Raw genomic sequence first — 25,707 nt, 5'->3', positions numbered from 1 at the left:
ATGAAAATTGCATTACTCGGTTACGGAAAGATGGGTAAAACCATTGAAAAAATAGCTTTAGAACGAGGTCATGAAATTGTTTTAAAAGTGGATAAAAATAGTTCAAATTATGACCTTGACAAGGTGGATGTTGCTATTGATTTTAGTGTTCCAACTGCTGCTTTTAATAATATTAAAAAATGTATTGAAAATAATGTTGCCATAGTAAGTGGAACAACTGGATGGCTAAAAAAATACGATGAAATTGTAGATTTCTGTAAACAAAAAAATGGAGCTTTTATTTATGCTAGTAATTTTAGTTTAGGAGTAAATATATTCTTTGAATTAAATAAAAACTTAGCTAAAATGATGCAAAATTTAAATCAGTATAACATTTCATTAGAAGAAATTCATCACACAAAAAAATTAGACGCGCCAAGTGGTACTGCTATAACTTTAGCAGAAGATATTATAAAAAACACCTCTAAACAAAGTTGGGCTTTAGATGTAACAACTAACCCAAATGAGATACCAATTATAGCAAAACGTATTCCTGATGTGCCTGGAACGCATACTGTTTCTTACCAATCAAATGTAGATACCATAGAAATTAAACATACAGCGCACAGCAGAGAAGGTTTTGCTTTAGGAGCTCTAGTAGCTGCAGAATGGCTTTTCAATAAAAAAGGAGTTTTTACAATGAAAGACGTTTTAGACTTAAACTAAATTTTTAAAATTACTAATTATGACAATGACTCAATGGTTTATATTTTTCTTAATAATTCAAGTAATTCATTTTTTAGGAACTTGGAAATTATACAAAAAAGCTGGTAAAAAATCTTGGCAAGCTATAGTACCTATTTATAATGCAATAGTATTAATGCGTATAATAAATAGACCTGTTTGGTGGGTAATTTTATTATTTATTCCAATTATTAATTTATTAATGTTTCCTGTAATTTGGGTAGAAACAAGTAGAAGTTTTGGTAAAAATAAAAGCGTAGATACTATTTTAGCAATTATTTTACTTGGTTTTTATAATTTTTATTTAAATTATTTTGCTGAAGTAACGTATATTGAAAATAGAAGCTTAAAGCCTAGAACAGAATTTGGCGAATGGGTTAGTTCAATTGTTTTTGCTATTGTGGCAGCAACTTTAGTGCACACCTACTTTATGCAACCTTATACTATCCCAACTTCCTCTTTAGAAAAATCATTATTAGTTGGAGACTTTTTATTTGTAAGTAAATTTCATTATGGAGCAAGAACACCTATGACTGTTGTTGCTGCTCCAATGGTACATGATACATTACCTTTTTTAAAAACAAAATCATATTTAAACAAACCTCAACTACCTTATTTTAGATTTCCTGGTTTTGAAGATATAAAACGAAATGAAATTGTAGTTTTTAATTGGCCAACTGATACCGTTCGTTTTTTTGGAGACCACTCCAATATTCATATCAATAAACCAATAGATAAAAAATCAAACTATGTTAAACGTTGTGTTGGTATACCAGGAGATTCATTAGAAATTAAAGATGGTTATGTTTTTATTAATGGTAAACAAACTATATTACCAGACAGAGCCAAACCTCAATATATGAATAAAGTAGTAACCGACGGGCAACAACTAAGTGCAGCTACCTTAAAAAGATACAATGTTACAGAAGGACGTTATTTTGGAGATTATTACATGTTAAACATGATCGATAAAAATGCTAAAAAGCTAGCTAATAATCCAATAGTTAAAAGTGTAACTAAACAAATTACGCCTAAAGGGACTTATGATAAATCTATTTTCCCACATAACCCGCAATATCCTTGGTCAATAGATAATTACGGTCCTATTTATATTCCTGAAGCTGGTAAAACGGTAGAACTAAATCTAAAAACGCTGCCATTTTATAAGCGAATTATTGAAGTTTATGAGCACAATAATTTAACTGTAAATGGCAATAAAATTTTTATTAATGGAAAATTAGCGAATACTTATACTTTTAAGCAAAACTATTACTGGATGATGGGAGATAATCGTGATAATTCTGAAGATGCTCGTTTTTGGGGTTATGTACCTTTTGATCATGTAGTAGGTAAGCCTGTATTTATATGGTTTAGCTGGGATAGTAATGGAAAAAGTTTAATGGATAAAGTTAGATGGAATCGTCTTTTTACTACAGTAGGTGGAAGTGGAGAACCTGTTTCCTATTTATATCCATTTTTAGGTGTATTAGCACTTTGGTTTGGTTTTAGCTACTTTAGAAAACGTAAAAAAGCAGCTTAATTTTGAATTTTGTTTTAGTTCAACCTACTTATTTCTCAACTATTGCTCAGTATGTAGCCATTGCTAAATCCGATCAAATTATTTTTGAAATAGAAGACAATTTTCAAAAACAGACCTATAGAAATCGTTGCTATATAAATACTGCAAATGGTAAACAATTATTAAATGTACCTATTCAGCATAAAAAAGGAATAAAGCAAAAAACTAAAGACGTTAAAATAGATTATAAAGATAATTGGCGAAAACAGCATTTAAAATCATTAAAAACTGCTTACAGCTCATCCCCTTTTTTTGAGTTTTATATAGATGATTTGCTTCCTTTGTTTGAAAAAAAACACACTTATTTATTAGATTTAAATATAGAAAGTCACCTATTAATAATGGATGCTTTACAACTAGATATTCCTTTTAAAAAAAGTAAAAATTACATCACTAAAACTGAATATTTAGATTTACGACATTTAGCTATAGACAAAAACAAAACGGCTTATAATTTAGAACGTTACATACAGGTATTTGATCAAAATAATGGTTTCATTTCCAATTTAAGCATACTTGATTTATTATTTATGGAAGGGCCAAATGCGTTAAACTATTTGGAAAATCAAAATCTCATATTTTAATCTTTGGAATATATACGATTCATAACGCATTATGGAATGCATTTTTTAGTTCCAGGAATTATCGCTTACATTTTTTTTAAACCTCATTGGAAAAAAGTTTGGATTATTTTTTTACTAACCATGTTAGTAGATGTAGATCATATATTTGCAACCCCAATGTTTGATTCCAACCGCTGTAGTATAAACTTTCATCCATTACATACTTACTATGCTATTTTCATCTATTTTTTATTATTAATCCCTAAAAAAACACGAATTGTAGCAATAGCACTACTCTTTCATATGCTAACAGATGCTTTAGATTGTTTGTGGATTAAATAATAAAAGACTATTCAATCTTTTATTATTTTTTTACTATATTTGCAGTATAAATATTTACAAAAAATGTTAGATTTTAAAAATAAAACGATTGCAGAAATAGTAAGCGATGATATAAGTACAGCTTCCGTATTTAAAAAATATAACTTAGATTTTTGTTGTGGAGGTGGAAAAACAGTTGAAAATGCATGTATAAAGGCAAATATAAATGTTGATGAAGTTATTTCCGATTTACATTCAAACCCGTCAAAAAATGATGTTCCTGAATTAAACTTTAAAAATTGGAATGTTGATTTTTTAATTGATTATATTGTAAACGTTCATCACACTTATGTAAAAGATAATTTAAGTATAATACTAGAATTTTCTACAAAAGTAGCTAGTGTTCATGGTCACAATGCTCCAGAAACAATTGAAATAGACCGTTTATTTACAACGCTTGCAAATGAGTTAACTGCACATCTAAAAAAAGAAGAAACTATTTTATTTCCTGCTATAAAAACGAAACTAAAAGATAACAGTTATGAATACGATAAAAACGTAATTGCAATTTTAGAAGATGAACATGATAGTGCGGGAACTATTGTAAAAAAAATTCAAGAACTTAGTAATAATTTCACCCCTCCTGAATGGGCTTGTAATACATTTAAAGCATTATATTTTAAATTAGATGAATTTATAAATGATTTATACCAACACATTCATTTAGAAAATAATATACTTTTTCCTAAAGTCAAATAAAAATCAACTCCTTTTCTATAATCCTCAAGTATTCCTTGGGGATTTTTATTTATTCTTTTACGATTTGAAAACTGATTTTTACGATTTAAAAATATAAATACCTGAACTTTAATTATTTTTAATTGCTATTTGTGTATCTAATACAAGTAAAATTATAATACTAAAGTCTGTGATTAAGAAACTTTACATATTATTTTTAATATTATTTCTTTTCTTCTCAATAAAAATATTCAATCAGTTTACGCAAACAAACCTATTGCAAAAAAACATTTCAGAAAAAATTCAAAATGGCGATTTAATTTTACGATGTGGCCACTCTATAGAAAGTTATACTGTATTATTAGCCGATTCTAGTGCTACATTTTCACACATTGGTATTATTAGCATTGAAAACCATATTCCTTATGTAATTCATGCAGTGCCATGGAAAATTAATACCATTAAAAAAGAGAAATTAAATGACTTTATAAATCTCAAAGTTGCATCAACCTATGCTGTTTATCGTACAAATTATAATCCAGCTATTTTAAAGAATGTTGTAAACCAAGCCAATTTATTTTATCAAAAAAAATACACATTTGATAATGAATACGATTTAACTACAAATACAAAATTGTATTGTACAGAACTTATTTTAAAAGCTTTTAGAAATGCTGGAATAAATTTAAAAATAAAGACTAAAAGCTTTAATTATTTGGTAGGCAAACACAACCTAATTTTCCCTTCAGAATTTACAAAATCCCCTTTTAAAAAAATTATATAATAACTTAAAACAATTTAATTATGAAAAATTCAACATTTTACTTGACTTTATTAGTATTAGTAATTTCAATTAGTTTAACATCGTGTGGAAAGGGTGGTAGTGATACTCCTAGTAAAGCAGTTATTGCGCTTTTTGATTCTATGAAAAACAAGGATTTTGAAAAATCTGCTGCTATGTTTGTTAATAACAAAGGTAAAAAATTATCAAAAGAAGAAGCTAAAAAAATTGAAGGATTAATTGGTATGATGGCTAAAGAATATGAAAAAAAAGGTGGTTTCGATAAAGTAACTATAGATGAAGAAAAAATTAATAAAGATGGCAATTCAGCTAAAGTATATTATACTACTCACTATAAAAATGGAAAAACTAAAAAAGATAATATGAATTTAATAAAAGTTAATGACAAATGGGTGTTTGAAGCTTTCCATGGTTTTGGAAACTAATCCTTTTAACGTTTAATTAAATTTTATAATATGAAAAAAATGTATAAAAAATAAAATATAATGTATAAAAAATAAAATATTATGAGCACAATTTTAGGTAAAGATGAACAAAAAATTAATGAGGCAACATTTACTGCAAATCTTTCTCTTTTTTGGTTAAAAGTAAACTTTGTTCTTACCAACAAAAGAGTAACTGGAGACACTCCTAATACTATCTTGGGGCTTATCCCACTTGGAAAAGCACAAATAGCCCAACCACTAAAAACTATAGCATCTGTTGCAAGTTCCACAAAATTTCATATTATTAGGTTGCTAGTTGGTATAATTTTAATCTTTGTTGGTTTTGCATTTATCAAATCATTTGGTATTATTCTTTTGGTTTTAGGAGCTATTAATATACTGAACTGTTATACCGCAACATTTGTCATAACCAATACCGGTGGACAACCTGTTGGTTATGAAATATCTATTCTTGAAAAATCGAAGGTAGTAAGATTTGTAAATGAAGTAAATACAGTTATTGCAGATTTATAACTTTTATTAAAAATATATTAAGTCATATTTTCTTAATATAATATTAGAGATTAATTAAAATTCTGACAACTATAATCCCAGAACACACTCTGGGATTTTTTTATAAAAACAAATTTAGAAAAATTTAGAACATGAAAACTAACTTTAAAGTAATAATCATTTTAATTTTAAGCCTAAATAGTTTATTAATTTTTTCACAAGATTATATGTCTTTTGAAATAAATAATATTACTAAGGAAATGGCATGGTCCTCAATCACAAAAACCTTCAAGGATTTAAAACTTCCAAGAACTTATTTATATAAAAATACTTCTTCAACCGAAAGCGATTATTATAACTATACTAGCTTAATGATAAAAAACAGGCTAAAATTTAAAATTGATTACAAAAACAACAACCTAACAATTTCCTTATTTAAAAGACAATATCTAACAAATAAAGGCTGGACAAATAACTCTTTGCCAATGTCAAAAAAGAAAGCAGGAAAAATTTTAAATCCTATAAAAGATAAGATAATTGAACTGGCAAAAAATAAAAGCATCACTAGCATAAGTCAAAAAAAAATAAATAATCAAAAGACTGCAAATATTAAAAAAACTGGTATTTATGAAGATTTTATAATTGTTAAGACTGGAGATCCTAAAATAGATTTATTGGCTATTCATAAAAATGGAAGTATAATAGGATATGATTTATCAGAAGATAAATCTAGAGTAGAATCACTTGTCTTTAAAGCTAATAAAGATTCTGAATCTGTTACAATGTTATTTAATGACAAAGGTTATCCATACGGAATGGTAACAGATCATTGTATTATTAATATTTCTTCACTTGGGAATAACAAAGTTGAACTACTGATGACTGACTTACAAGGTCATAAAATAGGTAATAAAAAAATAGAATTACCCAACTTAATATATAATTCTGTTAATATTCAGGAAGACAAAAGTAGTCACGGTCCTTCGAATAACTATATTTTAACAATGCATAATGAAGGCTGGTTATCAATGGCTATTCACGACTCATCTACTATAACTAAAGCTGTTTCATGTGGTGCAGGAATAATAGGAGGAGTAGCAGCAGAAGCAGCAACAGCTGGAGGAGCAACACCTTTAGTTATAGTTGGTGTAGTAGCTGCCTGTGAATCAATATATTTTGATTTAGTCGCAAAATATGTTGGAGAAGATCATTTTATGTATGATGAATTAAATTTAGCTTCTGACATTTCATCTTACATTGATGCAATTATATCATTAAAAAGTTTATATAAATTGAACGGTTTAGGAGTGTTACCAAAACTTGAAGATAATGCAACTATATTTAGTGCCATAATATCTGGTTTTGAAAAATCAGTTGATAGTGCTAAAAATAATTTCTTGGAAAAATCCTATTCAGAAGATAAAATAACCATTGAAGGACCTTTAACTATTAGGACTGGTTATTTTGGTGAAAAAGGAGAGCCTATTATTTTATATGCAAAATCGGGACCAAATATTCCTATTCAATGGGATAAAAAATCAGAAGCAATATTTATGAAAGAATTAGGGCCTTATGATACGAGAAATAAGGAAGGATATTCTGCTATACAGATCTGGGCAACTTCACCATCAAATAAAAAACCTATAATTGTTGCTAGCCAGAGTAACAATAAGGACGGAGCCCTTGAATATATTGAACTAGAAGTAATAAGTCCTAATTATTTTTACTTTTCAGATTGTGCAGAATGCGGAAAAAATATACCAATGGATTCAAAATTAAAAGAAAAAATAGATGCCTGCAAAAAACAATTAGAAAACTGTAAAAAACAAGCCACAGCTAATAAAGATATATTATTAATTGTTAATTCAAAAAACGAAGTAATAGAGCCTAAACTAAATGAAAGAAAACTTAATTTTATTAAAAAAAACATTAAAAAAGATGGCACACCTTATCCTATAAATGAACAAGGGGAATTTAAAGAATTTGTAAAAGAAGCTAATTGCAATTTTAATTGTTCGGGCTTTGATGACAAACAAACTATTATATTATTAGCTCATGAAGCCATGGGTAAAATTAAAATTAATAAAACTAAAATAAAAGAATTACAAAAAGCAGTAGAGTTAATTTTTACTCAAATTCAAAATGCCAATGATCCCAAATTATTAAAAGTTCTAAAAGAAATTAAATTACTTGAAGATAATTCTGAAAAAATAAGAGCTGAATATGGTGATAAAATTAAAAAAATAGCAACAAAAAAAACTATTACGTTTACAACAAAAAAAACAGATCCTGCAAATTACTATGACGTTGGACCTATTAGAGTTGTGGGTGCTCATTGGACTAATAGATGGTTAGACATTTTGGTAGAAGTTCCTTTTAAAACGTTTAAAATTCAAAAAAAAATTAATGATGAAAATTACTACGAAACTTTAGGTGATTTAAGATTTAATTATTTAGATAAAGAAGGAAAAATTATTCATAAAAACACAGTGCTTTTTACAAAATTCGCAATGGTTTTTGATGATTTTGAAACTATTGAAACTATAGATTTTTATGAATCTTTGCCAAAGCTTATTAAAATTGATAGATAAAAAATAAAAAAATCCCAGAATTACTTCTGGGATTTTTTTTATCTATCTAATTAATTTTTTATACTTAATTCGTTTCGGAATTAAATCGCCACCTAAACGTTTCTTTTTATTTTCTTCATAATCGGTAAAAGAACCTTCAAAGAAATACACTTCAGAATTTCCTTCAAAGGCTAAAATATGCGTGCAAATTCTATCTAAAAACCATCTATCATGACTAATAACAACTGCGCAACCTGCAAAATTTTCTAAACCTTCCTCTAATGCTCTCAATGTATTTACATCTAAATCGTTAGTTGGTTCATCCAATAATAAAACATTTCCCTCTTCACGTAAAGTCATTGCTAAATGCAAACGATTACGCTCTCCTCCAGATAAGGTATTTACTTTTTTATTTTGCTCACTTCCGGAAAAATTAAAACGGCTTAAATAAGCTCTAGAATTTACTTGCTTACCTCCCATTAAAATTAATTCTTGCTCATCAGAAAAGTTTTGCCAAATGGATTTCTCAGGATCAATATTTGAATGACTTTGATCTACATAAGCTATTTTAGCTGTTTCCCCAACTTTAAATTCGCCTTTATCTGGAGTTTCTTCTCCCATTATCATTTTAAAAATGGTAGTTTTTCCAGCTCCATTTGGACCAATTATACCAACAATACCTGCTTGAGGTAAATTAAAATTTAAATTTTCATATAATAATTTATCTCCAAATGCTTTTGAAACTCCTTTTGCTTCAATAACATTGGTACCTAAACGAGGACCGTTTGGAATATAAATTTCTAATTTTTCATCTAATTTATTTTGGTCTTGGCTCAGTAATTTATCATAATTTGCTAGACGTGCTTTAGATTTTGCATGCCTTCCTTTTGGAGCCATTTTCACCCATTCTAACTCTCGTTCTAACGTTTTTTGACGCTTAGATGCTTGTTTGGATTCTTTTGCTAATCTTTCTGACTTTTGAGATAACCATGAAGAATAATTTCCTTTCCAAGGAATACCTTCTCCTCTATCTAACTCTAAAATCCAGCCTGCTACATTATCTAAAAAATACCTATCGTGTGTTACTGCAATCACAGTTCCTTTATATTGTTGTAAATGATGCTCTAACCAATGAACAGATTCTGCATCTAAATGATTGGTAGGTTCATCTAACAATAAAACATCTGGTTCTTGTAATAACAATCTACATAAAGCTACTCTTCTACGCTCACCTCCTGATAAATTTTTAATTGGTGTATCTCCATCTGGAGTTCGTAAAGCATCCATTGCAATTTCTAATTTGGTATCTAACTCCCAAGCATTAGAAGCATCAATTTTATCTTGAAGTTCTGCCTGACGAGCCATTAATTTTTCCATTTTATCTGCATCAGAATAAACTTCTTCTAAACCAAATTTATCATTTATTTCATTGTATTCATCTAAAACGCTTACAATTTCTGAAACACCTTCTTTTACAATATCTAAAACAGTTTTATCATCGTCTAATTTAGGTTCTTGTGATAAAAATCCGACAGAATATCCTGGAGAAAAAACCACATCTCCTTGATAATTTTTATCTAAACCTGCAATTATTTTTAACAAGGTAGATTTACCAGAACCATTTAGTCCTAAAATACCTATTTTAGCTCCATAGAAAAAACTTAAATAAATATTTTTTAAAACTTGTTTATTTGCGCTTTGGTAAGTTTTACTTACCCCAGACATTGAAAAAATTACTTTATTATCGTCAGCCATTATATAGTATTAGTATTTATAAAAAATATAGAATTAAAAATTAAACATATTGAAATGTTTATGCTCAATTTAAACTCTACCCTTTAAAGCATTAAAAACCCAAGCTACAGCAAAAAAACCAATACCAACTGCTGCAAAACCCCATCCTGCTACATCATCATATCTAAATGCACCTAAAGCTATTAGTGCTAATCCTACAATTATCATTATTAAAGTTGCGTAACCTAAAACTGTATTTTTATTCATAATAACTAGTTATTTTGTTTTTAAATTTTAACAGACTGCAAATATCGTAATTTTTTACTGTAGAACATAAAAAAACACACTATAACTAGTGTGTTTTTAAGTTTAAAGAAATTTATTTACTTCTAAAAAATCATTGGAACTTCAATAAATAATAATTGGCTATCTTTTTTGGTATTAATTTGAAACTTACCAACTTGTTCAATTTTAATTGCATCTCTATCGTTTAGTATTTCATTATCTATTTCAATGCTACCGGCTATATTCATTATAAAAACACCATTACTTTCTGAAATTAAGTTATACTCAAAGCTTGAATTTGCATCTAAATCAATTCGTGAAATTTTAGCTTCTTGATGTATTTTTAAGCTTCCTGAATGATCACTATTTATGGAAGTAACCAAAACTTGAAGTTTATTTTTTCTTTCTAAAACATCAAACTTTTTTTGATCGTACCTAGGTTCAACCCCTTGTTCATTTGGAATAATCCAAATTTGAAATAAATTAATTTTTTCAGTGGTTGAATTATTCATTTCAGAATGTTGAATCCCTTTACCAGCAGACATTACCTGAACCTCTCCTGTTTGAATTGGAATCCATGTATTACTCATAGAATCTTTATGTTTTAAAGATCCTTGTAATGGAATAGTAATAATTTCCATATTATCGTGTGGATGCGTTCCAAACCCCATTCCTTTTTCAATTATATCATCATTTAGTACTCTTAACGCTCCAAAATTAACATGTTGAGGATTATAATAATTTGCAAAACTAAATGAATATTTTGCTTTTAACCAGCCATAATCTGCTGTTCCTCTATCATTTGCTTTAACTATACTTTTTTTCATTTTATCTTATTTTATCAAGAATTTTGTTGAGTAGCTTAGCTTCATTTTCAGTAATATTATTCATCTGATTATTAAACTCATCTATATTAATTTTAGATAATAATTCCAATCCTTTATCGGTAATTTTCACATAAACTACTCTTCTATCTTGCTCACACCTTGTTCTTTCTATAAGTTTTTTATCACATAATTTATCCATTAATCTGGTTGAATTAGGTGATTTTTGAATCATTCTTTGCTTAACCGTATTAACTGTAATTGCTTCGTTTGCTCCTTTTAAAATCCTTAAAATATTATATTGCTGAACCGAAATTTTATATGGTTTTAAAACTGTATTCCCAATAGTATCTAGCCAATTGGCCGTATATTTTATATTTATTAACGCCTTAACTTTTTCATTGGGAAATGTAGAATTTATATCTTTTGCAATATCACCCATAATCTATAATGCTTTTTCAAAATCAGCAATTAATTTGACTAATTTATCTTTAAGAGGTTTATTCACAATTTCATTATTTTTAAAATTTTCATTAAAAGATGGAAAAGGCATACTGCCAATAATATTACCGCCATTATAAGGGAATCTATTTAGCGCTATGGAAAGTACTGATTCTCCTCCACGAACTCCTGGTGAAGTGCTCAAAAGCAACATTGGTTTATCTTTCCAAACTTTTCCGTCAATAATACTTAACCAGTCAAACATATTTTTAAAAGCAGCACTATAAGCACCATTATGCTCCGTTAATGAAATTAGTATTCCATCTGCATTATTAATAATTGCATCTAATTTTTTTGCAGCTTTTGGTGTTCCATGTTTCTCCATAATATCTACTGAAAAAAGTGGCATTTCAAAATCATTTAAATCTATATTTTGAACATCTACATTGTCTAATAAACTACCGGCATATTCCACTAATATTTTATTAATAGACATTATACTTGTGCTTCCTCCTATGGTAATAATTTTTTTTGTCATTTTAGTTTCTAGATTAATTTAGAGTACAAATATACAAAAATATTTTTATATTTACCTAGGTATTTATTTATAGGGTAAGTAACATTAATAATTCATATTCATTTTGTACTTTAGCAATGATAAATACGTAATATAAAATGGACATCAACTTCAATAAAAACGAAGATTTTAATAAACTTCAATCTACTGATTTAAAAAAGAAATTATTAAAAGTTTATAAAGGCGGCGGAGAAGATAAATTAAAAAAACATAAGGAAAAAGGAAAATTAACAGCAAGGGAACGTATAAAATATCTCTTCGATAAAAATGATGATGTTATAGAAATTGGAGCATTAGCTGGAGAAAACATGTATAAAGAACATGGTGGATGTCCTTCAGGTGGAGTTATAGTAAAAATTGGCTACATAAAAGGAAAACAATGTATTGTTGTAGCTAATGATGCAACTGTAAAAGCTGGCGCTTGGTTTCCTATTACAGGAAAAAAGAATTTACGTGCACAAGAAATTGCTATTGAAAATAAATTACCTATTATTTATTTAGTAGATAGTGCTGGCGTTTATCTTCCAATGCAAGATGAAATTTTCCCAGACAAAGAACATTTTGGTCGTATTTTTAGAAATAATGCTATAATGAGTAGCATGGGAATTACTCAAATTGCTGCTGTTATGGGAAGTTGTGTTGCTGGAGGAGCTTATTTGCCAATTATGAGCGATGAGGCTATGATTGTAGATAAAACAGGAAGCATTTTTTTGGCAGGAAGTTATTTAGTTAAAGCTGCTATTGGTGAAAGTATAGATAACGAAACCTTAGGTGGAGCTACTACACATTGTGAAATAAGTGGAGTAACAGATTACAAAGCAAAAGATGACTACGATGCTTTAGATAAAATTAAAAATATAGTAGATAAAATTGGAGATTTTGATAAAGCTGGTTATAATAGAGTTGACTCCATAAATCCTAAAGAAAGCCCTGAAGATATTTTTGGAATTCTACCTATTTCAAGAACCGAACAATACGATATGCACGAAATTATAAAACGTATTGTAGATAATTCTGAAATTGAAGAGTATAAACAAAATTATGGTAAAACTATAATTTGTGGTTATGCCAGAATTGATGGTTGGGCTGTTGGTATTGTTGCTAATCAACGAAAAGTAGTGAAAAACGCTAAAAAAGAAATGCAGTTTGGCGGTGTAATTTATTCTGATTCTGCAGATAAAGCAACCCGGTTTATAGCTAATTGCAATCAGAAAAAAATACCGCTAGTATTTTTACAAGATGTTACCGGTTTTATGGTTGGCAGTAAAAGTGAACATGGTGGCATTATAAAAGATGGCGCCAAAATGGTAAATGCTGTTAGTAATTCTGTCGTTCCAAAATTTACAATTATCATTGGAAATTCATACGGAGCTGGTAATTATGCTATGTGTGGTAAAGCTTACGATCCAAGGTTAATTGTTGCTTGGCCATCTGCTAGATTAGCAGTTATGGGAGGAGAACAAGCAGCCAAAGTATTATTGCAAATTGAAACCGCTTCTCTTAAAAAACAAGGTGAAAAAATTACCGCAGCTAAGGAAAAAGAAATTTTAGAATCTATTAAAAAACGTTATGATGATCAAACATCACCTTATTATGCAGCTGCACATTTATGGACAGATGCAGTAATTAATCCTTTAGATACTAGAAAATGGATTAGCATGGGAATTGAAGCAGCAAACCATGCTCCTATTGAAAAACCTTTTAACTTAGGAATTATACAAGTGTAAAATAATTGTAAAAACGATCTGTAATTTTTACATTTGCAACACTTAAAAATAACATTATAAATTATGGGAAGAGCCTTTGAATTTAGAAAAGCTAGAAAAATGAAGCGTTGGTCAGCAATGGCAAAAACTTTTACCAGAATTGGTAAAGACATTGTAATGGCTGTTAAAGAAGGAGGTCCAAATCCGGATACAAATGCACGTTTAAGAGCTGTTATACAAAATGCAAAGGCTGCAAATATGCCAAAAGATAATGTTGAACGTGCTATAAAAAAAGCTACAGAAAAAGATACAGCAAATTATAAAGAAGTTATTTTTGAAGGTTATGCGCCACATGGCATTGCGCTATTAGTAGAAACTGCAACAGACAACAACAATAGAACTGTGGCAAACGTAAGAGCGGCTTTTAATAAATGTGATGGTAATTTTGGAACTTCAGGTTCTGTTATCTTTATGTTTGATCATACTTGTAATTTTAGAGTGAAAACAGAAGACCTAAAAATGGATTTGGAAGAATTTGAATTAGAACTAATTGATTTTGAAGTTGAAGAAGTTTTTGAAGATGAAGATGGAATTTTAATTTATGCTCCATTTGAACAATTTGGCGCTATCCAAAAATATTTAGAAGAAAATAATTTAGAAATTTTATCTTCAGGTTTTGAACGTATACCAACAACCACCACTAAACTTACAGAAGAACAACAAGCAGATGTTGAAAAATTATTAGAACGATTAGAGGAAGATGACGACGTACAAAACGTATATCATTCTATGGAGCTTTAAATAATTGATTTAAAGTTTCTTTTCTATTTATTTTCTCCGTTGGAGTTTTTACAAACTCCTTAACAAAATAAATTTCTTTAGGTTTCTGATATTTAGAAAGTGTTTCTAGCTTATTAATCTGATTAAAAATAGACTCTTTACTCCTATTTTTATCAGAGTTTTCAATAATTAAAATCAATCTTTCACCTAATTTATCATCCTTAATTCCTGCGACAAAAAAATCATTTTTTATACAATTGCTTAGTTTGGCTTCTATTTCTTCAGGATGAAGTTTAACACCGCCAGAATTTATAATAGAATCAAAACGCCCAATCCAACTAAATTTATCTTCAGAAATTAAATTTACTATGTCATTAGTAATAATTTTTTGATCCGAAATTTTTGGAGCTTCAATAATCAAACAATCTCTTTCATCTTTTGAAATTTTAATATTTGGAAGAATAGAATAATAATCTTTCTCTTCCTCTCGCAAAATGTCACTTTTAAAATTATTTAATTTTTTTACAGCAATATGCGTAATTGTTTCCGTCATTCCATAGGTCGCAAAAAAATCCGTATCTATTTTTTGAAGTTTATTTAATAATTCATTAGAAACAGGTGCTCCTCCAACAATTAGTTTTTTAATTTTAGAGATGTCGGCTAATGAATTTTCCAATTGCAATGGCACCATTGCAACAAAATCATATGTATTTACATTATTTTTTAAGGGATTAGAAATAGGCGCTACAAAATCTAGTTTCCACCCTAAAGTAAGCGCTCTAACTAGCATCATTTTTCCTGCAATAAAATCTACGGGTAAACAAAGTAATGCTTTAGTGTTTTCAAAAAGGTTAAAAAACTTACCTGTAGCTAAAGCACTATTTATCATATACTTTTTTTTCAGTAAAATGCTTTTTGGCGCCCCTGTTGATCCAGAAGTTTTTACTTCAATAATATCTTTTTCATTAAACCATAATTCTAAAAAAGTAAATATATCTTCCGATAATTCTTTAGAAAAAATCAATAATTCATTTACTGAATTAAAAGTTTTTCCTTGTAATTTAAAATTAATATGAAATGGTGTGTTTCTCAAGAATAGTTATTTTATGCAATAAATTCATCTTCGTTAAAAACAATTGGTTTTCTAACTGTTCCTAATAATTTTTCTCTCCAGTTTGTCCAATTATATTTTTTTGAAAATATCCAAAGAATTAATGGGTACAAAACAAAAACAGGTACAAACATTTCCCAACCAACTGATGGTTCTGAAATATCAACAAACAATGCATCGGTTTTAAAAACTGTCCAATTTGCTGTAACAAAAACCGCAGCAGTAATGTTATTTGCAGCATGGAAACCCAGTGATAACTCCGTTCCTTCATCCATCAATGTAAAAATTCCTAAAACTAATCCAGTTCCAATATAATACACCATACTTATCCATCCCAGTTTTTCAACTTCAGGATTTACTCCATGTAATAAACCAAAAATTACAGAGGTTAAAATTAATGCAACTGCTGATTTTTTAAACCAAGTACCAAAACCTTGCATTAAATATCCTCTAAATAGTAACTCCTCCATGCTAGTTTGAATAGGTAATAAAAAGAACGAAACCAACACTAATATGAAAAAAGAAACTGGCTTAAAATTCCAAACAAAATCTTTTGGTGAAATAACATAACTAACTAAAAGCATTACTATTCCTATACTTCCCCAAACAAAAAACGAATAAAAAAACCGACTCCAATCTATTTTGGTCCGACTTGTTATTAAACTTACTATTTTTCGTTTATGAATAAATTTTATTCCTGCAAATAAACCAATTAAGCCAAATAAAAAGGTTGTTATAATTAAAATCAAGTACAAATTAGAGTTTATTCCTAAAGACGCAAAAGAATCGTTTGCTGAATTTATAAATTCTTGTTTATCTTTTGCTACATAATATGCAGTACCAACTAATGGAATTACTCCAATAATTTGCCAACCAAAGAAAAGCATAAATAAAGTTACTATATATGCCCACCAATCATTATATCCAGAATATGCTTGTTGTATAAATTTCATTTTTTTATTTTAATAATATGCCAAAACATTTTTGACCAATTCAGTTTAATTTTTGTAATAAACTTAAATTCCAGTTAATTGTTTTGTTGTAATATAATTTACCTTTTTTAACTTCCAACGGACTCTCAATATTATTGGTAAACAAACTTCCTGTTCCTAAACCTTGTGGCATTTTGGTTTGTAAACTATAAGTCCATTGAGCAATAGCATTTAAGCCAATATTACTTTCTAAAGCGGATGTTATCCACCAACCAATTTGTTGATTTTCTGCTAAATTAATCCATTCTTGGCTTCCCTCAAATCCACCAATTAAACTTGGTTTTAGTATAATATATTGTGGTTTTATTATTTGTAACATTTCTTGCTTTTTTGTTACATCAAAAACACCTATTAATTCTTCATCCAAAGCAATTGGAATGGGTGTTTTAGCACATAATTTTGACATTTCATTTAATTGTCCTTGTTTTATAGGTTGCTCAATTGAATGGATTTGGAAATCAGATAATCTTTTTAATTTTTCTAATGCATTATTTGGATGAAAAGCGCCATTTGCATCTACACGCAATTCAATTTCATTGGCACTATATTCTTTTCTAATACTTTTCAGCAATTCAATTTCAGTATCAAAATCAATTGCTCCAATTTTCATTTTTATTACGGTAAATCCTTCTTTTAATTTAGCTTTTATTTGTTCTTTCATAAAGCTTTCATTACCCATCCAAATTAATCCATTAATGGCAATTGCATCATTGGATTGTGTAAACTTAGATGGAAATAATTCCACCAGATTATTACTTTGAAGTGATAACATTGCTTGCTCTAAACCAAATTGAATGGAAGGAAATTCAGTTAATTCACTCCATAAAGCATTTATGCTATCATTTATATGATTACATAACCATTGTAACTTTTCTTCATAATTTGGCACATCATCAACACTTAAACCTCTAAAAACAGCACATTCTCCTATTCCAAATTTCACTCCATTAGTAATTTTTAGAAAATAAGTTTCTTTGGTTTTTAAAATTCCTCTTGAAGTGCCACTTGCTTGTTTAAATTGTAATATATATTTTTGAAAAGTTGCTTTCATTTTTGTAGTTAAAATAGAAAGGTACAAATATTTAAAAATTTATTTACCTTTCGAAACAATAAAACATATTTTATGCACATTCCTAACATTCCAAATTTAATATACTATGCAATACCGTTTTTTATTGTAACTGTAATAGTTGAAGGTTATACTTTGTATAAAAAAGAACCAAAAAATTACAATTTGAAAGATTCAATAGCTTCTTTAGCTATGGGAATAGGTAATTTAATCTCAAATTTAGGAAGTAAAATTGTAGTTGTTTTTATAATTACTTATCTATATGAAAATTTTAAAATATTTACAATTCCATTTGCTTGGTGGAGCTGGTTGTTAATATTATTTGCAGATGATTTTTGTTATTATTGGGCGCATAGAATTGGGCATGAAAGTAGGCTCTTTTGGGCATCGCATATTGTACATCATTCCTCTCAAAAATATAATTTAAGTACTGCTCTTAGACAAACTTGGACTGGTGGTTTTTTTACTTTTATATTTTATTTGGCCCTTCCAATTTTAGGTTTTCATCCTTTAATGATTTTTACACAAATGAGTATTAGTCTGTTATATCAATACTGGATTCATACCGAATTAATTGATAAAATGCCTAAATGGTTTGAAACTATTTTTAATACGCCGTCACATCATAGAGTCCATCATGGCTCAAATCCAATATATTTAGATAGAAATTATGCGGGTATTTTAATTATTTGGGATAAATTATTCAACACTTTTCAACCAGAATTAAGGCAAGAAAAAGTTATCTATGGTTTAACCAAAAATATAGATACTTATAACCCAATAAAAATTGCTTTTATGGAATGGCTATATACTTTTAAAGATGCTATAAACTCAAAAACTAATTTTTATAACAAATTAAAATATTTTATAAAACCACCTGGTTGGAAACATGATGGTTCAGGAAAATTAGCAGCCGACTTACGTAAAGAATGGATTATATCACAAAACAAAGAATATAACACATAAAAAAGAGAGGTAAAACCTCTCTTTTTTTTATAATATTAATTTATAGATTAAAAGAAATCCGCTTTATAACTTCCATTATGAGGTTTATAATCTCCAGTAATAATTCTAATCATATCAATTATCCACCAAATTCCTAAACCGCCTAAAGTGATAATAAAAAGTACATTAATATACCAAGGATTTCCTAAATACCACTTATGCCCTGCTAGCCCTCCTAAAAATATACCTAGCAACAGCGCAATTCCTTGACTTTTTTGATTTCCAACTGCTGCAGGAGAAACTAATACTGTAGCTTCTGAATTGTTAAATTCTTGAGCAGAATACGTTATAGCTTTCACTCTTTTTACAGGAAATGAGGCATAACTAAAGTTTGCAACCAATAATAAGGTTAAAATTGAAAAAATAATTTTTAGTTTCATAGATTTAAGGTTTAAGTTTGTACTCAAATCTAATGAAAAATGCTTACAAAACTAATATCTTTCACTTTTTTTATAATACTTACTTTAAATTATAACCTATTAAAAGCCCAAAACAAACAAGAGTACTTAGGGGTAATTAAGTTAAATGACACTTCGTTAATATCTTACAATTTAAATATTATAGAAAATAATGGAAAAATATCTGGATTTTCAATAACGGATATAGGTGGTAATAATGAAACTAAATCTAATATTTCAGGAAATTATAATACAAAAACTAATCATTTAATTTTTAAAGAAGTAGGAATTATATATACAAAATCTAAAGTTTCTGATTATGATTTTTGTTATATTAATTTTGATGGGAAAGTCACAAATATTAATTCAAGAAATAATATTTCTGGAAAATTTAAAGGAGAATTTAATGATGGAAGCACTTGTATTGATGGAGAAATAGCTTTAAAAAGTATTCAAAAAATTGAAAAGAAAGCAAAAAAAGTGGATAATATTATTCAAAAATATAAAAAAATAGATAAAAAAGTAAAGTCTAAAATAAGTGTTCTTAAAACTTTAGATTCTTTAAAAATGAATGTTTTAAAAGCATCAGAAAATTTAAGTATGTTTACAACTTCGGATTCGCTTAAATTTAAAATTTATGATGCAGGAAAAGTTGATGGTGATAAAATTACTATTTTTAATAATGACACTGTTTTACTCAAAAATTTTACGGTAAGTAAAAAAATTAAAGAACTAATTATTCCTTTAAAATCTAAAAAAACAACTATAACTATTAAGGCTTTAAATATTGGTACTATTTCACCAAATACTGCTAAAGTTGAAATTATTGACGGCACTAACACGGTTAATACATTAACCAGTTTAAAAAAAGGGGAAAAAACCTCAATAACTATACTAAAAAAATAACTTTAAATACTAACTGTGTTTTTTAAAAGTATATATTCCTCCGCTAAACAATACCACTGCTAATCCTAAATAAATATATCCTTGTTCTTTCTTTGATTCGTTTGACATATCAATTTTTAAATCAAATACTTTTACTGAAGTTGTGTTTTCAGATATTTTATTAATTCCTAAATATCCTAAAGCTAGACTTCCAAGAATTAAAATAATTCCAGCTATTTTATTGATTTCCATACATTTTTTATTTTAGGTACTTACAATTTTAGATTATCACCAATTGGTAATAAATAAAGTTCTTTTTTAGCTTTTGAAAATTTCTCTATAGCTTTTTTGTGATCAATTTTAATATATCCAAAAGTATCGTAATGATAACCTAATATTTTATTACAATTTAAAAAAGCGCTAGCTTTTATAGCTTCATCAATACCCATAGTAAAATTATCACCAATTGGTAAAATTGCTAAATCTAACTCTCCTATAACTTGAGGAATTAATTTCATATCGTAACTTAACGCAGTGTCGCCAGCAATATATAATCTATGATGATTAGTTTCAAACACAAAACCTCCTGGTTGCCCCCCATAACTACCATCTGGAAAAGAACTTGAATGAATTGCATTAGTGTAATGAATAGTTCCAAAATCAAAATGCCATTTTCCTCCATGATTCATAGGATGACCTTCTATTCCTTTTTCGCCAAAATAAGTAACAATTTCAAAATTAGAAATTATTTTTGCTCCTGTTCTTTTAGCAATAGCTTCTACATCTAAAATATGATCTTGATGTGCGTGAGTTATTAAAATATAATCTGCTTGTAATTTATCAATATCTATATTTTTTGCTAATTCATTACCCGTAATAAAAGGATCTACTAATAATGTTTTGTCTTTAGTTTCAATACTTAAACTAGCATGGCCTAAATAAGTTATTTTCATAATTATAATTTTAGATGGTTTATTGCAATTTACAAAATTAAAATTATAAAAAACCACGGAATTTAGTATTCCGTGGTTAAACAACAATCTACTAGGATATTAAAATTTATATTTAATATACGTAGTAAAATTTCTTCCAGGTTCTAATATTTTACCTGATAATGTATTGGATGCTTTGTACGAATAATTTAAGTGTTCGTAATACGCTTTATCAAAAATATTTAACGCGGCAAAACCAACTGTTAAGTTGTGAATTGGTTCAAAACCAGCTCTGAAATCCATAGTTCCAAACCCTGGAGTTACTGTTTCCATATAGGAACTTGAAACTCTATTTTGTTTTGCCACTAATCTTGTATTTATAGCAAACCAATAGTTAGATTTCTCGTATTTTGCACCTAACAAAGCCATAAAAGGAGGAATTTGAGGTAATGGTTCATTTAAATCTTTGTTCTCAGCCCTTGTATAAGAAATACTTGAATTAAATTTCAGATTTTGTGAAGCACTATAATCTATATTAAATTCAAACCCAGTTTGTGATGCTTTATCAATATTAATAAATTGCTTAGTATAAATAGGCGGCATTGTAGGCATAAATTTACGAGGGATGTTAGTATTTACTGCAGCAGAAATATAATCTTCTAAGAAAGAATGAAAAACGGTTCCACTTAATTTAAAATGGGTTAAGTTTTTACTAAAAGACCATTCTATTTGATTATTAATTTCTGGCTTTAAATTTGGGTTACCAACATATTCATAAGGGTCAACCCCCACATTAAAATGATTGATATAACGCTCAATCATAGAAGCAGTTCTGACACCTCTACCAAAAGCTAATTGTGTTTGAAATCCATTATTTTGATATTTAAAAGAAATATTTCCACTAACGTTTACTTCGTTATTACTTGGTATATTTCCTCCATAAAGTGCTTCAAAATCTGCCGCAGGATCCGCAATAGAAGTACTTATAAAATCTGCTCTAACTCCTGAAGCTATTGAAAAATAATTGGTAATTTTAAATTTACCTTCAGTAAAAATACCTACATCGTTTAAACTAGCATCTTGCCAAATTTTGTCTGTAAAGACCTTTGGAGTTGGTAAAACCATACCATTCATAATTTTAACAATACGTGTTCTATCTCCTTTTCTATCAATTAAATTGGCATCTGCACCAACATATAATTTAGATTGATCTGCAATTTTAAAATTAAACTCTGCTTTTCCTCCATAAGTCCAAGATTTAACTGGAGATTTTGCATCTGTAGCCATAAATGTAGGACGATTTTCATTTGTCATTAAATGATCTACATACGAGTAAAATGCTTTAAATGTGAAACTATTTATTTTACTGCTTAAATTATTTATTTTATAATCTAAACCGGCTAATAAACTATCATCATAAGGAGAGTCCATTGGCAAACCCGCATGGTCAATATCTCTTGCAAAAGATTGTCTCCAAGTTAATTGAATTCGCTGTTTGGTTGTTGGATTAATACCAACTTTCACTGAATAATCTGTTGTTTTAAATGAAGATGGCACTTCTGTTCCATTACCATCTTTATAATTACTGAAATCTCTATGCGAACCATTTAATTGAACATCAAATTTTTCGTTAGCATAAAATAAATTTGCTCCGTTTACAAAATTATTTCCGTTAGTTTCATAACCTCCTTCAATACTTCCATGAAATCCATATTGGTTTTTAGAAGGATTTTTAGAAACTAAGTTTATAATTCCTCCAAAATTTTGTCCAAATCTTACGGTAAAAGGTCCTTTTACAATTTCAATTTTTTCAATTTCTTCTGGAATTACATGTGTTGTAATTGGATCCATTCTATTTGGACAAGCGTTTAACACTTTCATGCCTCCATCATATTGAACATTTAATTGTTCGTATTTAAAAGCTCTAAATACAGGTTCAGAAGCATAAGCTCCTCTTTTTACAATTCCAAAGCCATTAATATCTTTAAATAAACTTCCAACACTTCTTGGTTGACTAATTCTTTTTTCAGAATCGTTTATTACTGTAGATTGTGAAATGTCTTCTAATGGATTTGCAGAAACCAAAATTTCATTTAATTCAATTTGTGCAGGTTGTAGTTCAATAGTTAAATTATTTGTAAGAACTACTGTTTTAGAAATATATCCTAAGTGTGAAATAATAATTTTACTATTTGAGTTTGCTTCTACGGAATATTCTCCATTTTTATCAGTTACAGCATAATTATTGCTTTTAATAACTTTTATTGTAGCATTTTCTACTGGTGTTTTTGAATTCTCGGCAATTATCTTTCCTTTAAAAGTTGATGATTGCGCAAATGATATGGTGCTTATAAGCACACATAATATGGTAAATAATTGTTTTTTCATTATTGTATGTTATATAATTTTCAAACACAAATATTAATTGTGTTTTTAATTAAAAAATAAATTAAAATAGGTTATTTGTTGAGCTTGTTATAATCTTTTGATTATACTATCAACACAAAGAATTTAAGAAAGGTTATGCTATTTTTGGCGGTTTAAAAACCGTATTGTAGATTTCTAAAGGAGTACAATTCTTATCCTTTTGTATTTTTAATCTTTCATTATTCATTGATGAAACAAATGAATAATTAGTTTTAGAAATAGAAGTTATTGGAAAATCTTTAAAATTAATTTTAGGCAAATTAGATTCGTGATCATGATTATCATGATTCACTTTTTTAATTTCTTTTGCTAAATAACATTTTCCATTACATTCTAAAAAAGGTTTGTCTTTATTTTCGCATAATTCTGTTACTATGTAATTGTAATTTGCATAATATTCCATAATAGGAATTAATGGACGCACCATTGCAAGCAAATACAATAAATAAAAGAATATGGCTAATGATTTAACTTTCAAAATCTTATTTTTAATAAAGGACAAATTTATCTTTTAATATTCGCTTATAAAATGATAAAAATCATATTATGGTTGGCAAAAATACACTTATTCCAAATAAAATTGCAAATAAAAATGTAGCAATTGCTAATTTTTTTAATTCAGTATCTAATAATTTTGGTATTTTATTATTATAAACTACAAAAGCATGTTTAATAATTGGTATAAATGCTATTAAAAATAAGAATTGAAAGTAGTTTTGAAAGTTAAAAATAAGATATAGTATTGAAGTTATAAAGGCTGTAAATAGTAAAAAATAATGATAATATTTTGCAGATTTTTCGCCTAATTTAACTACCAATGTGTTTTTACCTGAAATAATATCAGATGCTCTATCTCTCATATTATTTAAATTTAAAACGCCAACACTTAAAAATCCTACAGAAATAGCTGGTAAAAATATTTCTAGATTTAGTTTTTTACTAAATAAATAATAACTTCCAACAACACTAAGCAATCCAAAAAATAAAAAAACAAATACGTCTCCTAAGCCACTGTACCCATATGCTTTTTTACCAACAGTATATTTAACAGCTGCAATTATACTTGCAATACCTAAGACTAAAAAGATTAAAATATTAAAAAAATCTTCTTTTTTAAAGGAAACATAAATAAGTAAAACTGCAATTATAAAAGTAATAATAATGGAAACTTTAATTGCAACTAACATTTGTTTGGGAGAAATTACACCACTTTGAATAGCTCTTTTTGGTCCTACTCTATTATCGTTATCTGTACCTTTTATTCCATCGCCATAATCATTGGCGAAATTTGAAATAACCTGAAAACCAACTGTGGTTAATAATGCCAATAAACAAATTAACCAATTAAATAAACCTTGAGATGCGGCTACAAAACTACCAACAATAATACCCGAAATAGATAAAGGTAATGTACGTAATCGTGCAGCTTCAATGTAGTGTTTAATCATATAAAGTAAAAGCTATTTAGATTTCAAATTTACAAATCTTCTGCGTTTGCAATAAGTTCTGCAATATCTAATACTTCAATTTCATTTTCTTTATCAGCAGCTTTAACACCATCTGTCATCATAGTATTACAAAATGGACAACCTGTAGCAATAATATTTGGTTTTGTTTTTAAAGCATCATCCGTACGTTCAATATTAATTTCTTTATTTCCTTTTTCGGCGTCTTTAAACATTTGAGCGCCTCCAGCTCCACAACAAAGTCCATTTGCTCTACTTCGTTTCATTTCAACTAATTCAGTATCTAATTTTTGAATTAAATCACGTGGCGCTTCATAAATATCATTTGCTCTACCTAAATAACAAGGATCATGAAATGTAATTTTTTTTCCTTTAAATTTTCCTCCCTCAATGGTCAACCTTCCCTCTTCTAATAACGATTTTAAAAATTCGGTATGATGATAAACCTGATATTTACCACCTAATTCTGGATACTCATTTTTTAATGTATTAAAGCAGTGTGGACAAGCGGTAACAATTTTTTTAATCTCATAAGCATTTAGTACTTCTATATTAGTCATAGCTTGCATTTGAAACAAAAATTCATTCCCTGCTCTTTTTGCTGGATCTCCTGAACAACTTTCTTCTGTACCTAACACAGCAAATTCAACATTAGCTTTATTTAAAATTTTTACAAAAGCTTTCGTTATTTTTTTTGCTCTATCATCAAAACTTCCTGCGCATCCTACCCAAAATAAAACTTCTGGTTGTTTTCCTTGAGCCATCATTTCGGCCATTGTTGGTACATTCATAAGTTAATTCTTTATTTTATTTATATTTTTTAATTTTTAAAGTGTTTTTA

28 protein-coding genes are annotated in these 25,707 nt (G+C 28.0%); 13 read left to right on the top strand and 15 right to left on the bottom strand.

The window, feature by feature from the left end; translation table 11 throughout:
* From dapB to R3342_RS06160, 9 genes are all read left to right on the top strand, one after another.
* Window positions 1-705 carry a 4-hydroxy-tetrahydrodipicolinate reductase gene (gene dapB, locus R3342_RS06200; protein WP_318939017.1) on the top strand — a complete coding sequence of 235 codons (705 nt, stop codon included), beginning with the start codon at window positions 1-3 and terminating at the stop codon, window positions 703-705.
* 19 nt (window positions 706-724) lie between these two features.
* Entirely contained in the window at window positions 725-2,263 is a 1,539-nt protein-coding gene (gene lepB / locus R3342_RS06195) for a signal peptidase I (RefSeq protein WP_318939015.1), read from the top strand.
* 2 nt (window positions 2,264-2,265) lie between these two features.
* Window positions 2,266-2,886, top strand: a complete 621-nt coding sequence (locus tag R3342_RS06190) for a WbqC family protein (protein ID WP_318939012.1) — start codon at window positions 2,266-2,268, stop codon at window positions 2,884-2,886.
* A gap of 3 nt (window positions 2,887-2,889) precedes the next feature.
* Complete coding sequence (locus tag R3342_RS06185; protein WP_318939010.1) at window positions 2,890-3,207, top strand: DUF6122 family protein; 318 nt, start codon at window positions 2,890-2,892, stop codon at window positions 3,205-3,207.
* A 63-nt stretch (window positions 3,208-3,270) separates the two neighbouring features.
* Entirely contained in the window at window positions 3,271-3,945 is a 675-nt protein-coding gene (gene ric, locus R3342_RS06180; protein WP_318939009.1) for an iron-sulfur cluster repair di-iron protein, read from the top strand.
* 256 nt (window positions 3,946-4,201) lie between these two features.
* Entirely contained in the window at window positions 4,202-4,708 is a 507-nt protein-coding gene (locus tag R3342_RS06175; protein WP_318939007.1) for a YiiX/YebB-like N1pC/P60 family cysteine hydrolase, read from the top strand.
* A gap of 20 nt (window positions 4,709-4,728) precedes the next feature.
* Window positions 4,729-5,151, top strand: a complete 423-nt coding sequence (locus R3342_RS06170) for a DUF4878 domain-containing protein (protein WP_318939005.1) — start codon at window positions 4,729-4,731, stop codon at window positions 5,149-5,151.
* Window positions 5,152-5,232: 81 nt separating this feature from the next.
* Entirely contained in the window at window positions 5,233-5,685 is a 453-nt protein-coding gene (locus R3342_RS06165; RefSeq protein WP_318939003.1) for a hypothetical protein, read from the top strand.
* A 131-nt stretch (window positions 5,686-5,816) separates the two neighbouring features.
* Window positions 5,817-8,255 carry a hypothetical protein gene (locus tag R3342_RS06160; protein ID WP_318939001.1) on the top strand — a complete coding sequence of 813 codons (2,439 nt, stop codon included), beginning with the start codon at window positions 5,817-5,819 and terminating at the stop codon, window positions 8,253-8,255.
* A 42-nt stretch (window positions 8,256-8,297) separates the two neighbouring features.
* On the opposite strand, the gene ettA is transcribed toward R3342_RS06160, so the two are convergent.
* The 5 genes from ettA to R3342_RS06135 form a co-directional block, all read right to left on the bottom strand.
* The gene (gene ettA, locus R3342_RS06155; RefSeq protein WP_318938999.1) at window positions 8,298-9,989 is read right to left on the bottom strand and encodes an energy-dependent translational throttle protein EttA; all 1,692 of its coding nucleotides are present in this window, start codon (window positions 9,987-9,989) and stop codon (window positions 8,298-8,300) included.
* Window positions 9,990-10,058: 69 nt separating this feature from the next.
* Window positions 10,059-10,235, bottom strand: a complete 177-nt coding sequence (locus R3342_RS06150; RefSeq protein ID WP_318938997.1) for a CAL67264 family membrane protein — start codon at window positions 10,233-10,235, stop codon at window positions 10,059-10,061.
* Window positions 10,236-10,357: 122 nt separating this feature from the next.
* Entirely contained in the window at window positions 10,358-11,080 is a 723-nt protein-coding gene (locus R3342_RS06145; RefSeq protein WP_318938995.1) for a pirin family protein, read from the bottom strand.
* 1 nt (window position 11,081) lies between these two features.
* Window positions 11,082-11,519: a MarR family winged helix-turn-helix transcriptional regulator gene (locus R3342_RS06140; protein ID WP_318938993.1), complete on the bottom strand. Its 438-nt coding sequence runs from the start codon at window positions 11,517-11,519 to the stop codon at window positions 11,082-11,084.
* Window positions 11,520-11,522: 3 nt separating this feature from the next.
* On the bottom strand, window positions 11,523-12,056 hold the full coding sequence (locus R3342_RS06135; protein WP_318938992.1) for an NADPH-dependent FMN reductase: 534 nt from the start codon (window positions 12,054-12,056) through the stop codon (window positions 11,523-11,525).
* Between the two features lie 137 nt (window positions 12,057-12,193).
* On the opposite strand from R3342_RS06135, the gene R3342_RS06130 reads away from it, so the two are divergent.
* Together R3342_RS06130 and R3342_RS06125 are read left to right on the top strand one after the other, a co-directional pair.
* Window positions 12,194-13,822 carry an acyl-CoA carboxylase subunit beta gene (locus R3342_RS06130; protein WP_318938990.1) on the top strand — a complete coding sequence of 543 codons (1,629 nt, stop codon included), beginning with the start codon at window positions 12,194-12,196 and terminating at the stop codon, window positions 13,820-13,822.
* A gap of 63 nt (window positions 13,823-13,885) precedes the next feature.
* A complete protein-coding gene (locus R3342_RS06125) occupies window positions 13,886-14,602 on the top strand; it encodes a YebC/PmpR family DNA-binding transcriptional regulator (RefSeq protein WP_318938989.1) in 717 nt (238 codons plus the stop codon).
* Here R3342_RS06125 and R3342_RS06120 read toward each other — a convergent pair.
* The 3 genes from R3342_RS06120 to R3342_RS06110 are packed head-to-tail and all read right to left on the bottom strand — an operon-like array spanning window position 14,589 to window position 17,735.
* The gene (locus R3342_RS06120; RefSeq protein ID WP_318938987.1) at window positions 14,589-15,674 is read right to left on the bottom strand and encodes an AMP-binding protein; all 1,086 of its coding nucleotides are present in this window, start codon (window positions 15,672-15,674) and stop codon (window positions 14,589-14,591) included. The two genes, R3342_RS06125 and R3342_RS06120, sit on opposite strands and share 14 nt — an antisense overlap.
* Window positions 15,675-15,685: 11 nt before the next feature.
* On the bottom strand, window positions 15,686-16,645 hold the full coding sequence (locus R3342_RS06115; RefSeq protein ID WP_318938986.1) for a CPBP family intramembrane glutamic endopeptidase: 960 nt from the start codon (window positions 16,643-16,645) through the stop codon (window positions 15,686-15,688).
* Window positions 16,646-16,685: 40 nt separating this feature from the next.
* Window positions 16,686-17,735, bottom strand: coding sequence for an o-succinylbenzoate synthase (locus R3342_RS06110; protein WP_318938983.1), 1,050 nt, complete (start codon window positions 17,733-17,735; stop codon window positions 16,686-16,688).
* 72 nt (window positions 17,736-17,807) lie between these two features.
* Here R3342_RS06110 and R3342_RS06105 point away from each other — a divergent pair, with 72 nt between their 5' ends.
* On the top strand, window positions 17,808-18,719 hold the full coding sequence (locus R3342_RS06105; RefSeq protein ID WP_318938982.1) for a sterol desaturase family protein: 912 nt from the start codon (window positions 17,808-17,810) through the stop codon (window positions 18,717-18,719).
* 47 nt (window positions 18,720-18,766) lie between these two features.
* Here the strand turns inward: R3342_RS06105 and R3342_RS06100 are convergent, their stop codons facing one another.
* Entirely contained in the window at window positions 18,767-19,138 is a 372-nt protein-coding gene (locus R3342_RS06100; RefSeq protein WP_318938980.1) for a TM2 domain-containing protein, read from the bottom strand.
* A 39-nt stretch (window positions 19,139-19,177) separates the two neighbouring features.
* On the opposite strand from R3342_RS06100, the gene R3342_RS06095 reads away from it, so the two are divergent.
* Window positions 19,178-20,062, top strand: a complete 885-nt coding sequence (locus tag R3342_RS06095) for a hypothetical protein (RefSeq protein ID WP_318938979.1) — start codon at window positions 19,178-19,180, stop codon at window positions 20,060-20,062.
* Between the two features lie 9 nt (window positions 20,063-20,071).
* Here the strand turns inward: R3342_RS06095 and R3342_RS06090 are convergent, their stop codons facing one another.
* The 6 genes from R3342_RS06090 to R3342_RS06065 form a co-directional block, all read right to left on the bottom strand.
* On the bottom strand, window positions 20,072-20,293 hold the full coding sequence (locus tag R3342_RS06090) for a hypothetical protein (RefSeq protein WP_318938977.1): 222 nt from the start codon (window positions 20,291-20,293) through the stop codon (window positions 20,072-20,074).
* A gap of 20 nt (window positions 20,294-20,313) precedes the next feature.
* Complete coding sequence (locus tag R3342_RS06085) at window positions 20,314-20,994, bottom strand: metal-dependent hydrolase (protein WP_318938976.1); 681 nt, start codon at window positions 20,992-20,994, stop codon at window positions 20,314-20,316.
* A 99-nt stretch (window positions 20,995-21,093) separates the two neighbouring features.
* Entirely contained in the window at window positions 21,094-23,361 is a 2,268-nt protein-coding gene (locus tag R3342_RS06080) for a TonB-dependent receptor domain-containing protein (protein ID WP_318938974.1), read from the bottom strand.
* A 133-nt stretch (window positions 23,362-23,494) separates the two neighbouring features.
* Window positions 23,495-23,878 (bottom strand): hypothetical protein, encoded by a 384-nt coding sequence (locus R3342_RS06075; protein WP_318938973.1) that lies wholly within the window; start codon window positions 23,876-23,878, stop codon window positions 23,495-23,497.
* Window positions 23,879-23,939: 61 nt separating this feature from the next.
* The gene (locus R3342_RS06070; RefSeq protein ID WP_318938971.1) at window positions 23,940-24,848 is read right to left on the bottom strand and encodes a 1,4-dihydroxy-2-naphthoate polyprenyltransferase; all 909 of its coding nucleotides are present in this window, start codon (window positions 24,846-24,848) and stop codon (window positions 23,940-23,942) included.
* 29 nt (window positions 24,849-24,877) lie between these two features.
* Window positions 24,878-25,657, bottom strand: a complete 780-nt coding sequence (locus R3342_RS06065; RefSeq protein WP_318938968.1) for a (Fe-S)-binding protein — start codon at window positions 25,655-25,657, stop codon at window positions 24,878-24,880.
* Window positions 25,658-25,707: the final 50 nt, after the last annotated feature.

This window comes from Lutibacter sp. (genome assembly GCF_033723435.1).
In the GTDB taxonomy this organism is placed as follows: domain Bacteria; phylum Bacteroidota; class Bacteroidia; order Flavobacteriales; family Flavobacteriaceae; genus Lutibacter.
The sequence above is the reverse complement of the archived record's forward strand: the minus strand, read 5'-3'. Positions and strand labels throughout refer to the sequence as shown.